Origin of the sequence: Pseudomonas sp. 29, assembly GCF_002754355.1 — a bacterium.
Classification (GTDB): Bacteria; Pseudomonadota; Gammaproteobacteria; order Pseudomonadales; family Pseudomonadaceae; genus Aquipseudomonas; species Aquipseudomonas neuropathica.
Genome location: NZ_PEEY01000001.1, coordinates 907,183 through 920,534, shown reverse-complemented (window position 1 = coordinate 920,534; position 13,352 = coordinate 907,183). Strand labels below are relative to the sequence as shown.

Here is a 13,352-nt window from a genome sequence, read left to right as displayed (position 1 = left end):
TTTCTCCTACAACTGGACGAGCCTATGAAAGCCAAGGCTGATGTAACTTTCGTGCCGCTCAATATTGCGGTGCTGACAGTCAGTGACACCCGAACTCTGGAAACCGACACCTCAGGCCAGGTCTTCGTCGATCGCTTGACGGCGGCGGGCCACCGTTTGGCGGAGCGGGTTTTGCTTAAAGATGACCTCTACAAAATTCGCGCGCAAGTCGCCACCTGGATTGCCGACGATGTCGTGCAGGTCGTGCTGATCACCGGCGGTACCGGATTTACCGGTCGCGACAGCACGCCGGAAGCGGTTGCCTGCCTGCTGGATAAACAGGTCGACGGGTTTGGTGAGTTGTTCCGGCAGATTTCGGTAGCCGATATCGGCACTTCGACAGTTCAGTCCCGTGCGCTGGCCGGTCTGGCCAACGGCACGCTGGTGTGCTGTCTGCCAGGTTCGACCAATGCCGTACGCACCGGTTGGGATGGCATCCTGGGCGAGCAGTTGGACGCGCGTCATCGCCCGTGCAACTTCGTGACTCATTTGAAGCAGGCAGCGCCTTGTGAATCCCGTGGGTAAGCCGGGCAAGACCGGAGCACTGATGCCGGTCGAGCTGGCGCTGGAGCGCCTGCTCGACATGGCCGACGCGTCGCCGATTGTCGAGCATGAGGATTTGCCGCTGGCTCAGGTTCAGGGGCGTGTGCTGAGCGAAGACCTGATTTCGACGCTGGATCTGCCACCCTGGCCAAACAGTGCCATGGACGGTTATGCGCTGAATCTGACCGACTGGACGGGCGAACCGATGCCGGTCAGTCAGAAGGTGTTTGCCGGGCAATCCCCCGAACCGCTGAAGCCGGGCACCTGTGCACGGATCTTCACCGGGGCGCCGGTGCCCGCGGGCGCTGATTGCGTGGAAATGCAGGAAAACGCTGAGGTTCAAACCGATGAACGGGTGCGTTTCCTTGAACCGATGAAGGCCGGGCAGAACATTCGCCCGCAAGGTCAGGAAACCACAGTCGGTGAACTGATCCTGCCCGCCGGAACTCGGCTGGGTCCGATAGAGCAGGGATTAGCCGCATCGTTGGGCTGCGCCGGATTGAAGGTCGTGCGCAAGGTTCGTGTTGCGGTGATTTCCACTGGCGATGAATTGGTCGAGCCGGGCCAGGCCCTGGGGCCGGGACAGATATACAACAGCAATCGAGTGTTGCTGTGCAGTTGGCTGCAACGACTGGGTTGTGAAGTGATCGATGCCGGTATTCTTCCGGATGATTTGGCCACTACCCGCACCCGTCTGGGGGAGTTGCAGGATGTTGACCTGATTCTTTCCACCGGTGGCGTGTCGGTGGGTGAGGCGGATTTTTTGGGTGTCGCATTGCGTGAAGAGGGCGAGCTTGCCCTTTGGAAGCTGGCGATCAAACCCGGAAAACCGCTAACTTTTGGCCATTTCCGCAACGTGCCGGTCATTGGCTTGCCAGGCAACCCTGCGTCGACACTGGTGACCTTTGCGCTGCTCACTCGGCCTTATCTGTTACGCCGTCAGGGCGTTCGGGTCGTCGAGCCGCTGAAGTTCACCGTGCCAGCGGGGTTTGACTGGCCGGTGGCAGGCAATCGGCGTGAGTACCTGCGAGGCCGCCTTGAGCAAGGACGGGCGACTGTCTACCGCAACCAGAGCTCAGGTGTACTGCGTAGCGCCGCGTGGGCAGATGGATTGGTCGAAGTGCTGGAAGGTCGCACGCTGAGCATCGGAGACGAAGTGGTCTTCATCCCGCTGAGTGACTTGCTCGACTGATCGCTATCTCGTAAATGCAGGCGTCGGCTGACTCAGGCGGCGCCTGCAATGACTGATTCAATTAATTGCTGATCAATGTCACAAGCTGATCGAATCGGCTATTGGCCACCCAGCCCAGCAAACCCAGCACTACCGCTGTTGCACCCGCCGAGTACGCAAGCCGGTGTTTGATCGTTCGGACATCACCGCGAATTTCGTCCATGTCCCGTCGAAGGTATTTGAGATGGGTTTCCAGCTCGGTAACACGGGGTTCCATATCAACTTCTCCAGTGGTTCTGGCGCTGTTTTTGAAATCGGACTTGTGATTCGCGCGACTTTCGACAATCGGTCCAACCGGGCTCATGGGTATTCTCGCTTCATGACCAGGCATGGAAGCATCCACCGATTGTTTCAACTGTTTGCTTGCAACCTTTTCCAGCTCTCGAACCGGCAAGAGCCCATAGGGTGTATCCACTCATTACATGCACGTCCTTGTGTGTTGGATTGAAAATCGATACCGCCAACACACGGTGACGCAATGCTCGAACCGGGTCAATTAAGCCGATTCCGCATGTTTTGTAAGAAAAGGTACCGCTGTGTAGGACGTCTGGCGCCAGGAGGCTGAATTAATTACGGGTATGACGGCTTTTTTGCGTGCGCCAGTGGTCAAGATGTCTTAACCGATCGATTTGGGAGTGATGTTATGAGTGAACGCCGGGCGCTGTTGATTCTGCATGGCAAGCAGGCACTCAACGAGGCGGTACGCACCGCTGTCGAGGACAAGCGCAAGCAAGGCTGGGAGCTGGCCGTGCGTCTGACTTGGGAGGCAGGGGACGCACAGCGCTGGGTAGAACAAGCCTTGGCCGATGGCTACACGAAAATCATTGCCGGGGGCGGCGATGGCACCTTGCGCGATATCGCCGAAGCGCTCGCCGCGCATCCTGGCAAAGCCAGCCTCGTACTCCTGCCTTTGGGCACTGCCAACGATTTTTCCCGTGCCGCCGGCGTACCACTGGAGCCTGCCGAAGCCCTTGAGCTGCTCGATGTGCCACCGCGCGCCATCGATCTGGGTGAAGTGGGCGGGCAGATTTTTCTCAACATGGCCACCGGTGGTTTCGGCAGCCAGGTCACGGCCAATACCTCCGAGGACCTGAAAAAAGTACTTGGCGGTGCTGCTTATCTGTTCACTGGCTTGTCACGATTCAGCGAGCTGCATGCCGCTTACGGCGAACTTCAGGGGCCGGATTTTCACTGGCGTGGCGAGCTGTTGGCACTGGGTATCGGCAATGGCCGACAGGCCGGCGGTGGACACGTGTTGTGCCCGGAGGCGCTGGCCGATGATGGCTTGCTGGATATCAGTATTCTGCCGGCACCACAGGAGTTGGTGGGCACTTTGAAGACGCTGCTCAGCGATGGTTTCGGGATCGACAACATGTTTGTTCGCACCCGTTTGCCATGGGTCGAAATCAAGGTCGCCGAGGGGCTGTGCATCAATCTTGATGGCGAACCGCTCGAAGGTGACAGCATGCGGTTCGAGGCGCGTCCGGCGGCGTTGCGCGTGCATTTGCCGGAACATTCTCCCTTGTTGAGCAGCGCCGGGCTGATCAGTCGTCCAGGCTGATGATCTGCTCACGCACGGCGAACAGCACCAGACCCGCCACGTCGTAGATTTGCAGACGCTTCATGATCTGTGAACGGTGGGTCTCGACAGTCTTGATGCTCAGGCCCAGGCCATTGGCGATTTCCCGGGTGGATTTTCCGCGCACGATCAAGCGCAGGATTTCCAGTTGGCGCGCGGTCAGATTGTGCGAGTCGGCTGCCTCCGGCTGCTGCTTCTGATTACGGGTCAGGGCCTGATTGATCACGGTATGGGCGATGGCCGGGCTCAGGTAGCGCTCGTTGTTGCGCAAGGCTTCCAGTGCATGCTCAAGCTCTGTCGCTGTGGTGTCCTTGAGCAGGTAGCCGTGGGCGCCGGATTCCAGCGCCTGCATGATCAGCGCCGGATCGGTGTGCATCGACAGGATCAACACCTTGCTCTGCGGGCGTACCCGCTTGAGCCGTTGCAGGGCTTCCAGGCCACCGGTTTCTTTCATGGAGATATCCAGCAACACGATATCCGGATTCAGTTGCTCGACCATTTCGAGCAGCTGCGAACCGTCATTGGCCTCGCCAATCACCGCGTAACCGGGAATATCCAGTACCAGAGCGCGCACGCCGGCCCTGATCAGCGAGTGGTCATCCACCAGAAGTAAGTTGCAAGTCAACGCATAACCTTATTCGTACTGGCCCGCTCGAGTGCGCGTGGCGCCCACGGGAAGAGTGCTTCGATTTGAGTGCCTTTGCCCGGTTCGCTGATGACGTTCAGGGTGCCACCCAGTTGCTCGATTCGTTCGGCCATCCCGGCCATGCCTCGTTGTCCTTCACGACCGGGGTTGGCCGCCGGGGCGAATCCCAGGCCGTCATCGCTGATCAGCAACGTCAGACCTTTGGGCAGACGTTGCACGCGTATCACCAGATTTTTTGCCTGGGCATGACGCAGGATATTGGTAACAGCCTCTTGGGTAATACGAAAGGCGGCGACTGCCATTTCTTCCGGAATGCCATTGAGCCGCTGCTGGCAATCGAGGCTCCAGTGCACGTTAGTGTTGGCCAATGTCTTGAGCAGGTGCGCACGCAGGCTGGCTTCAAGTCCCAGGCTGGTCAACTGGCGCGGGTTGAGAATGGCTGAAACGTCGCGCACCTTGTTGAGGGTTTCTTCCAGGGTGTCGCACAGCGCGGTGCATTGTTCCTGCAAGTCGTCGGGCATGCGCCGCTTGAGCCATTCGCTTTGCAGTTTGGCGGCCGTCAGCAGTTGGCCGATATCGTCGTGCAGTTCGCGGCTGAGGCGATGACGCTCGTTTTCCTGGACTTCCAGCAAGCGGTCAGCGAGTTCCTGCGGCTGAAACTTGATCGATTTGCGTGACAGTCGATATTGCACCCAGACGCACGCAGTAGCAGCGATATCGAGCAGCAGCAATCCCAGGCAAAGTGGTGTTGAAAGAGCGTAGGTCAGCAAACTGCCGAGCGTGGCCGCGACACACAGTATGAGTGTGAACCGGCGAGCATTTTCGCGGGAGGGTGGCCATGTAGTGATTGACTTGAGGCTGGCGTACATAACGGATGGAGCCAATGGATGTTCGCTGCGGGCAGACCGGCCGGAGGCTGACGGGTCTCTGTCTGAAAATGCTATCAATTATGTTATTGATTTCAACGCGGTTCAGTAAACGTATTGGCCGCCCAATTATCAGTGGATAGCGATCTCTGAGATCACTGTGCCACTAATTTGAAAGCAACTAATGGGCGGCATAATACCACTTAAGATACCGTTGGTCGCGTTTGCTATATATGTCCATTGAGTCAGGAAATACGTGATATTGGACGCAAGTTCCATAATGGAAAAGTCGATTTGTTGTGTTCGATAGATGTCAGTGTTGCCTGAAGTTGTGCTTGTTTGCACACAGGTAAACCCTGAGGCCGGCAAAAAATATCGGCGTCGGCTTTCAGTGATTATTTAGTTCGACTTGTCGCTGGCAGGTATGAACTATTCAATTGCGACATTCAACGCTTGTGTACCAAGTGCTTGCGCGGGTACCGAGTGCGGGTCAGGCTTGTCCCGAGTAGGGCAGTTGGGGCAAACGTTTGCCCGTCCGGGGCGGTTGATGGCGGCTTTGGTTGACCTGGAAGGCGAATGCTTCGAGCAGCGAAGCCTGCTCACTTTCATCCAGACTCAGTTGCCCTGTCTGCTGATCGACCAGTTCAAGCTGCCAGGCCATCAATGTGAAGCAATCCTGCAAGGCTTGCAGGGCCTGTTCGTGAAGGTCGACGTGATCCTGATTGAGGTTGAGCAGACTGTAAATGTGCAGGGAAAACTCGGAAATTGCCTCCAGCGCCAGGGCTTCAGCCCTGCGTGCGAGTTTCAGCAGAGTACCGAGCATGCACTCGATGGCGTCCTTGTCATTGCTGATCAATTGCAGATGGCTGAGGCATTCTTCGGACTTGGCCAGGAGTTGCTCGGCCTCGACAAGGAATTCGGGGAAGCGTTGTACCCACTCTTTGCGGTCCATTGGCATGCTTATCTCCACAACGTCATGTCTGATGAGGGAATGCCGTGTGTGGCGACGATCGTGAATCGTCGGGAGATCGCGCCCAGACGTGCAAGTGCACAGACTGAGAGGTTCCAGAGGGCTTGTTTCCACTGAACTGCGATCGCACACAATAGCCTGACTCCGTTCATGCAATGAGAATGGCGTCACATTAATGGCTATTGGATATTGCGAATATCAGGTTGGGCCTGATTGTTACTAGGGGAATCCCTTAGACGCGGGAACCTACCGTGCAAACCGAGGTCGCGCCGCAGAGAATGTAGCAGATGAAAATCACCGGGCCAGTAAACCATGATGTTAATGTGACATCAATGCCTGTTCATGGCATTTTTGATGGGGTCGGGTATGGCAATCAAGAACTGCGATTTGCCGCCGATAACCTCACATAGTGAATTCATCAGAACAAGCCCAGGAGTCATTGATGGCCGGCATTCTCGACACGGTAGACCAACGCACGCAACTGGTGGGTGAGAATCGCCTGGAAATTCTCATGTTTCGACTGGCCGGGCGGCAGTTGTTCGCAATCAACGTGTTCAAGGTTCAGGAAGTGCTGCAACTGCCGAAGCTGACCTTGATGCCGCAGCGTCATCCGTTTGTGTGCGGAGTGGTCAATCTGCGCGGTCAGACCTTGCCGGTCATTGACCTGTCGCAAGCGATCGGTATGCGTCCGTTGGTGCCGGGGCCGAACAGCACGATCATCGTCACCGAATACAACCGCTCGGTGCAGGCCTTCCTGGTGGGCGGTGTGGATCGCATCGTCAACATGAACTGGGAAGCCATTCTGCCGCCGCCGACCAGCGCCGGGCGTCAGCACTATCTGACCGCGATCAGCAAGGTCGACGATCAACTGGTGGAAATCATCGACGTCGAGAAAGTCCTCGCCGAAATCGTTCCGTACAACGCCAAGGTCTCGCGTGAAAAACTCGATGATCCGGTGCTCGAGCGCGCCCGTGGCCGTGAAGTGCTGCTCGTCGACGACTCCAACGTCGCGCTTTCGCAATTGCGCGACACCCTCGGCCAGCTCGGGGTAAAAATGCACATTGCCAGCGATGGCCTGAAGGCGCTGAACATGCTCAAGGCCTGGGCCGATACCGGCGTGAACATGACCGACAAGCTGCTGATGATCTTTACCGATGCGGAAATGCCGGAGATGGACGGTTATCGGCTGACTACCGAAATTCGTAACGATCCGCGTCTGCGTGGTTTGTACGTGGTGCTGCATACCTCGCTGTCCGGTAGCTTCAACGACTCGATGGTGAAGAAGGTCGGCTGCGACAACTTCCTCTCCAAATTCCAGCCGGACAAACTGGTCGACGTCGTTCGCCAGCGTCTGATGCTCGACGAAGTTCCGGCCTGATCACACACCCATTGCAGGAGTGAGCCTGCTCGCGATAACGGTTTGTCAGCCCCGAATCATTACCTGGCACACCGCTATCGCGAGCAGGCTCACTCCTGCAGTTATTGCTCTTTGATTCCTGATCAAGCTCGTATAGGGTGGCGTTTTTACCCTCCAGGGAGCTGGCCATGCTGCGTCTGAGCGCGCTTTATCGTTACCCGTTGAAATCCGGCAAAGTCGATGTGCTGCAAAGCGTCGACCTCGACAAGCTGGGGCTTGATGGCGACCGACGCTGGATGCTCGTGGACGAAGCGAGCGGCCGCTTCCTGACCCAGCGCGCCGAAGCGAAGATGAGCCAGTTGTCGGCCGTGTGGAACGCGCAGGGCGGTCTGACCCTGAGTGCCCCGAAACAGTCCTCGATCGACATCGCCTTGCCGGGCAACGATGCGGAACTGCGCGGCGTGACGATCTGGCGCGATACCTTGCGTGTGCCGGATGCCGGTGATGAGGCAGGCCGTTGGGTCAGCGATTTTATCGGCAAACCGACCCGTCTGGTGCAGGTGCCGCTGGATCGCGCCCGGACCACCCAGGCAGGCTTCGGCAAGGATGACGATCAGGTCGCGTTCGCTGATGGATTTCCGCTGTTGTTGATCGGCGCGGCCTCTTTGCAGGACCTTTCGCAACAGGTCGGACGACCATTGGAAATGCTGCGTTTTCGGCCGAACCTGGTGATCGAAGGCAGTGAGGCTTATGCCGAAGACAGTTGGAAGCGCATTCGCATTGGCGATGTTGAATTCCGCGTGGTCAAGCCGTGTTCGCGTTGTATCCTCACCACCATCGACCCGCAAACCGGTGAGCGCAGTGCCGACCGCGAACCTCTGGCCACCTTGCAGAAATACCGCGCCGAAGCCGATGGTGCGATGTTCGGCCAGAATCTGGTCAACGACAACAATGGCCGACTCGAAGTCGGCATGCCGGTGGAGATTCTCGAATAATCCGTCTCTGAAACGAAAATGCCCGTGTCCTTGGACACGGGCATTTTTTTATCGCAGTGAAAGCCGTGGGTTTAGCCGCGGTACTCGCACAGGTAAGCGGTGTCGACCGCAACTTTCAGCTGGAACTTGCTGTTGGCCGGGACGTTGAACTGGCTGCCGGCGGCGAAGGTTTCCCAGTCGCTGCTGTCGGGCAGTTTGACGGTCAGTGCGCCGGAAACCACATGCATGATTTCACGCTGAGCGGTGCCGAATTCGTATTCGCCCGGGGCCATGACGCCGATGGTCGCCGGACCTTCAGCGGTGCCAAAGGCGATCGACTTGACGGTGCCGTCGAAGTACTCGTTGACTTTAAACATGGGCGATTCCTCGAAAAGGGTTAGAAATTGGAGGCGGCCAGTATGCACAAGGCTTTTCGCGCCGTCACCTGCCCGGCGTCTTTCCGGTGAGTTCTCGAATTGACCCTAGAGTGGCAACACCAGTGGCAACAACCGCGCGGTGTTGCGCGCATCTTCCAGTGCCCGATGCTGCTGGCCGCTGAACTGCATGCCGGCCAATTGCAGCGCACCGTTGAGGCCTAATGGACGCTCCAGGCGGCGGGCCTTGGCGAAGCGTTGTTTGAGATTCATGTGCGACACTTTGCTCAAGCCACTGTCGATTTGCAGACGCTGCCATTCCTGCAACAACTGCTTGCGGTCGTAATCGCCCCAACTGGCCCAGCCTTCAAGGCGTGTCTGATGTTGCGCGAGCCAGCGTTCGAACGCCGGCCAGACTTCAGTCAACGGCTGCGCCGAGTCGATATTGGCCTGAGTGATGTGCGTGAGTTCACGACAAAAAGGCGTGAGCAACGGCCGTCGCGTCGGTTTGACGAAACGCTGGAAGTGATCCTGCTCGCGTCCGGCGCGATCGACCAGGGTGGCGCCGATCTCGATAATTTCCATTTCGGTGACTGGCCAGCCACCCTCATCGGTGGTGGCTTCCAGATCTATGACCAGCCAGTGAGGCATCGCAGGGTTCCTGATTTCCGCGTTCTGATAACTCAGAGCGTAGTCAAAACCCGCACGGGCGTGTGGCTGACTACTCGACCTGCAACAGAACCTGACGATTTTTTACCTGATCGCCGACCTTGACCTGCACCCGCTTGAGCACGCCGTCGATACCGGCCTTGAGCGGGTGCTCCATTTTCATTGCCTCCAGCACCACCAGCAACTGACCTTTACTGACCGGACTGCCTTCGCTGACCAGTACGTCGACGATGGCACCGTCCATGGGTGCTTTCAGGGTGCCGGAGCTGACGCTGGTCTGACTGTCGATCACGGCGTGAGTTCGATCCTCAAGGTGCAGACTGCCGGGATGGCAGAACAACCAGAGTTGCTCGTCATTCAGGCGGTAGGTGTGGCGCTGACGAAGACCGTCAACTTCCAGCGTGACCGACTGGGCATCGTGGTCGATAAGTTTCAATTCAAGCGTGCGGTCGGCTATCTGCACTTTGAACACGCCTTGTGCCTCAGCGAGCAGTTGCACGGTCCAGGTCTGATCGTCGAGGCCGAGGCGATAATGCAGCGGCACATTCGCGTTGTTGCGCCAGCCGTTAAGTGGTGCGCGGTGGCTGCGGGCGCTGGTTTGATAGAAAAGTACCGTTGCGATCGCCAGCTGCTCGGCATCCGGAATGGAGCGGTGCAGGCAAGGGTGATCACTGAAGTGCCGGGCGATGAAGGCAGTACTGAAGTCGCCGCTGATGAACTGCGGGTGTTGCAACAGACTGGCGAGCAGGCGCTGATTACTCTGTACACCCAATAGCACCGTGTCCTGTACCGCGCGCAACAGTTTGCGTCGGGCTTCCTCGCGAGTCGCACCCCAGGCGATCAGCTTACCGAGCATCGGGTCGTAGAACGGGCTGACCGATTGCCCTTCAAGCAAACCATGGTCGATTCGCGTACCGTGCTGCAGCGCCGGTTCCCAGGCTTGCACTCGGCCTGTTTGTGGCAGGAAGTCTTGCGCGGGATCTTCGGCGTAAAGCCGCACCTCCATGGCATGTCCGTTGAGCTGAACCTGATCCTGGGTCAGCGGCAACGGCTGCCCTTCGGCAACGAGCAATTGCCATGCGACCAGATCCAGCCCGGTAATCAGTTCTGTTACCGGGTGCTCGACTTGCAGACGCGTATTCATCTCCAGAAAGTAGAACTGGCCGCGTGTGTCGAGCAGAAACTCAACGGTGCCGGCGCCGACATAGTTCACTGCGCGCCCGGCTTTCAATGCCGCTTCACCCATGGCCTGACGCAACTCGGCGGTCATCACCGGGCAGGGCGCTTCTTCGATGACTTTCTGGTGGCGACGCTGGATTGAACAGTCACGTTCGCCCAGGTAGATCAGGTTGCCGTGCTGATCGCCGAACAGCTGCACTTCGACATGCCGCGGTTCGATCAGCGCCTGTTCGAGGATCAGTTCGTCGCTGCCGAACGCGTTCAATGCTTCGGAGCGCGCGGTGCGCAGTTGCGCCGGCAGATCAGCCGCATTTTGCAGCAGACGCATGCCGCGCCCACCACCGCCGGCACTGGCCTTGATCATCAATGGGTAGCCGATTCGCTCGGCTTCACGCAGCAGGGTGGCGTCGTCCTGTTCGGCGCCTTGATAACCGGCGATGCACGGCACACCCGCTTCGAGCATGGCGATTTTTGACTGGCGTTTGCTGCCCATCAATTCGATGGCTTCGACGCTGGGGCCGATGAAGATCAGCCCGGCCTTTTCGCAGGCGCGGGCGAATTCGGCGTTTTCCGAAAGAAAGCCGTAGCCGGGATGGATCGCGTCAGCGCCGCTGCGGCGAGCGGCGTCGAGGATCGCAGGGATGTTGAGGTATGACTGTTGAACGGGGGACGGACCAATGCGAACGGCTTGGTCAGCCATCTGAACGTGCAGGGCATCGGCGTCTGCATCGCTGAAGACGGCGACGGTGCGATAGCCCAAGGCTTGGGCGGTGCGCTGGATGCGGCAGGCGATTTCACCGCGGTTGGCGATCAGGATTTTGTGGATGGCGGGCATGGGCTATTTCCTCAGAAGTTGCGTCGCAGGTGCTGGCCTCTTCGCGAGCAAGCTCGCTCCCACAGGGGATTTATGAACGATACAAATCCAATGTGGGAGCGAGCTTGCTCGCGAAGCTTTTAAGAGGCCCACCGAGGTTTGCGTTTCTGCATGAATGCCATGGTTCCCTCCACACCTTCGGCGCCAGTCACTGCTTCGCTAAACCACTGCGCCGCCTCATCGAGCAATTCACTTGAAGGCTGCCCGGCACTCGCCAACAACAATTTCTTGGTCATGGCATTCGCCTCCGGCGCGCAACACAGCACATGTTGCAACACCTCATCCAGCCGCTCAGCCAAGGCCTGCGAATCCTCTTCGACGAAATGCACCAGCCCCAGACGGCGTGCCTGGTGCCCATCGAAACGTGCGGCGGTCAGTGCCAGTCGACGGGTTTCGGTGAGGCCGATGCGCTGCACCACAAACGGCGCAATCTGTGCCGGCAGCAAGCCGAGGCTGGTTTCCGGTAAACCGAATTGCGCCTGATGGGCGGCAATCGCGATGTCGCTGACACAGGCCAGACCGAAACCACCGCCGAGCACCGCGCCTTGCAGCACGGTGATCAGCACTTGCGGCGTGTGCTGGGCTTCTTCCAGCAGGGCGCCGAACGCCCGGTTCAAAACGCGATAAGCCTCGGTGCCCTGAGCGCGGGCGTTGGCCATGTCCTTGATATCGCCGCCGGCACAAAAATGCCCGCCGGCACCGCTGAGCACCAACGCCCGAACAGCGCGGTCATCACGCACAGCCGCCAGCACCGTGCGCAGTTCGCTGACCATCTGCAGGCTCATCGCATTACGACTGTCCGGCCGATTAAGGGTGACGTGCAGCACGCCGCCATGCAGCTCCAGCAACAGCGTCTGGCATTGCGGCAGGCTGCTCATTTCTTTTTCCCCGGGAGGATGCCCATCAGTTTGCAGATAATCCCCAGCATGATCTCGTCGGCGCCGCCGCCAATCGATACCAGCCGGACATCGCGGTAGGCGCGGGCCACCGGGTTGTCCCACATGAAACCCATGCCGCCCCAATATTGCAGGCAGCTGTCGCTGACTTCGCGGCCGAGGCGCCCGGCCTTGAGCTTGGCCATCGACGCCAGCCGCGTGACGTCCTGGCCTTTCACGTATTGCTCGGTGGCCTGATAGACCAGCGCGCGCAGGCATTCGATTTCGGTCTGCAATTCGGCGAGGCGGAAGTGAATGACCTGATTGTCGATCAGCGGATTGCCGAAGGTCTTGCGCTCCTTGCAGTACTCGATGGTGCTGTCGACGCAATATTCCAGGCCCTTGATCATGTTCGCCGCGCCGAACAGACGTTCCTCCTGAAACTGCAGCATCTGCATCATGAATCCGGCGCCTTCATGGCCGATGCGATTGCGCTGTGGCACGCGCACGTTGTCGAAAAACACCTGGGCGGTTTCCGAGCTGCGCATGCCGAGCTTGTCCAGGTGCGAGCTGAGGCTGATCCCCGGCGTGTTCATCGGCACCATGATCAGCGATTTGTTGATGTGTGGTTTGTCGTCCGAGGTGTTGGCCAGCAGGCAGATGAAATCGGCGCTCGGCGAGTTGGTGATCCACATCTTGCTGCCGTTGATCACATAGTCGTCGCCGTCCTTGCGCGCGGTGGTTTTCAGCCCGGCGACGTCGGAGCCTGCACCGACTTCGGAGACGCCGATGCAACCAACCTGCTCGCCAGTGATCGCCGGGCGCAGGAACTCTTCGCGCAATTCATCGGAGCCGAAACGGGCGAGGGCAGGCGTACACATGTCGGTCTGCACGCCGATCGACATCGGAATGCCGCCGCAATGAATGGTGCCGAACTCTTCGGCGGCGACAATCGAATAGCTGTAATCGAGGCCCATGCCGCCGAATTTTTCCGGTTTGGAAATCCCCAGCAAACCGAGGTCGCCGGCCTGGCGGAAAATCTCGTGGATCGGGAAGCGTCCGGCTTTTTCCCATTCGTCGACGTGCGGATTGATCTCGTGCTCGACAAATTGGCGGACGGTACGGCGCAGGGCTTCGTGTTCCGGGGTGAAGATCATTGTTATTGTTCTCCGTAGG

The 13,352-nt window shown here is 58.6% G+C and carries 14 protein-coding genes; 5 read left to right on the top strand and 9 right to left on the bottom strand.

Annotated features, from left to right (window positions below; genetic code table 11):
• The first annotated feature begins 24 nt into the window (after nt 1-24).
• Entirely contained in the window at nt 25-564 is a 540-nt protein-coding gene (moaB, locus tag CLU80_RS04240) for a molybdenum cofactor biosynthesis protein B (protein WP_099756838.1), read from the top strand.
• Nucleotides 548-1,774, top strand: a complete 1,227-nt coding sequence (locus CLU80_RS04235; protein WP_093435103.1) for a molybdopterin molybdotransferase MoeA — start codon at nt 548-550, stop codon at nt 1,772-1,774. Before moaB ends, CLU80_RS04235 begins: the two co-directional genes overlap by 17 nt.
• A gap of 61 nt (nt 1,775-1,835) precedes the next feature.
• On the opposite strand, the gene CLU80_RS30120 is transcribed toward CLU80_RS04235, so the two are convergent.
• Nucleotides 1,836-2,144, bottom strand: a complete 309-nt coding sequence (locus CLU80_RS30120; protein WP_175559630.1) for a hypothetical protein — start codon at nt 2,142-2,144, stop codon at nt 1,836-1,838.
• 312 nt (nt 2,145-2,456) lie between these two features.
• Between CLU80_RS30120 and yegS the strand changes: the two genes are divergently transcribed.
• Nucleotides 2,457-3,374: a lipid kinase YegS gene (gene yegS / locus CLU80_RS04225; protein ID WP_099756837.1), complete on the top strand. Its 918-nt coding sequence runs from the start codon at nt 2,457-2,459 to the stop codon at nt 3,372-3,374.
• Here the strand turns inward: yegS and CLU80_RS04220 are convergent.
• From CLU80_RS04220 to CLU80_RS04210, 3 genes are all read right to left on the bottom strand, one after another.
• Nucleotides 3,358-4,017 (bottom strand): response regulator, encoded by a 660-nt coding sequence (locus CLU80_RS04220; protein WP_093435094.1) that lies wholly within the window; start codon nt 4,015-4,017, stop codon nt 3,358-3,360. The two genes, yegS and CLU80_RS04220, sit on opposite strands and share 17 nt — an antisense overlap.
• Entirely contained in the window at nt 4,014-4,907 is an 894-nt protein-coding gene (locus tag CLU80_RS04215) for a sensor histidine kinase (protein WP_093435091.1), read from the bottom strand. The genes CLU80_RS04220 and CLU80_RS04215 overlap by 4 nt, the downstream gene beginning before the upstream one ends.
• A 487-nt stretch (nt 4,908-5,394) precedes the next feature.
• A complete protein-coding gene (locus CLU80_RS04210; protein ID WP_093435088.1) occupies nt 5,395-5,862 on the bottom strand; it encodes a hypothetical protein in 468 nt (155 codons plus the stop codon).
• 454 nt (nt 5,863-6,316) lie between these two features.
• Here CLU80_RS04210 and CLU80_RS04205 point away from each other — a divergent pair, with 454 nt between their 5' ends.
• Together CLU80_RS04205 and CLU80_RS04200 are read left to right on the top strand one after the other, a co-directional pair.
• On the top strand, nt 6,317-7,252 hold the full coding sequence (locus tag CLU80_RS04205) for a chemotaxis protein CheV (protein ID WP_064391361.1): 936 nt from the start codon (nt 6,317-6,319) through the stop codon (nt 7,250-7,252).
• A gap of 167 nt (nt 7,253-7,419) precedes the next feature.
• Nucleotides 7,420-8,226, top strand: a complete 807-nt coding sequence (locus CLU80_RS04200) for an MOSC domain-containing protein (protein WP_099756836.1) — start codon at nt 7,420-7,422, stop codon at nt 8,224-8,226.
• A 71-nt stretch (nt 8,227-8,297) separates the two neighbouring features.
• Here CLU80_RS04200 and ppnP read toward each other — a convergent pair whose 3' ends face one another.
• The 5 genes from ppnP to atuD all read right to left on the bottom strand — a co-directional run bounded on the left by ppnP (nt 8,298) and on the right by atuD (nt 13,333).
• A complete protein-coding gene (gene ppnP, locus CLU80_RS04195) occupies nt 8,298-8,582 on the bottom strand; it encodes a pyrimidine/purine nucleoside phosphorylase (protein ID WP_003226701.1) in 285 nt (94 codons plus the stop codon).
• 105 nt (nt 8,583-8,687) lie between these two features.
• A complete protein-coding gene (locus CLU80_RS04190; RefSeq protein WP_099756835.1) occupies nt 8,688-9,230 on the bottom strand; it encodes a 3'-5' exonuclease in 543 nt (180 codons plus the stop codon).
• A 70-nt stretch (nt 9,231-9,300) separates the two neighbouring features.
• Complete coding sequence (locus CLU80_RS04185) at nt 9,301-11,262, bottom strand: acetyl/propionyl/methylcrotonyl-CoA carboxylase subunit alpha (RefSeq protein WP_099756834.1); 1,962 nt, start codon at nt 11,260-11,262, stop codon at nt 9,301-9,303.
• 119 nt (nt 11,263-11,381) lie between these two features.
• The gene (locus tag CLU80_RS04180) at nt 11,382-12,179 is read right to left on the bottom strand and encodes an enoyl-CoA hydratase/isomerase family protein (protein WP_099756833.1); all 798 of its coding nucleotides are present in this window, start codon (nt 12,177-12,179) and stop codon (nt 11,382-11,384) included.
• A complete protein-coding gene (gene atuD / locus CLU80_RS04175; RefSeq protein ID WP_099756832.1) occupies nt 12,176-13,333 on the bottom strand; it encodes a citronellyl-CoA dehydrogenase in 1,158 nt (385 codons plus the stop codon). The genes CLU80_RS04180 and atuD overlap by 4 nt, the downstream gene beginning before the upstream one ends.
• Between the last annotated feature and the right edge of the window lie 19 nt (nt 13,334-13,352).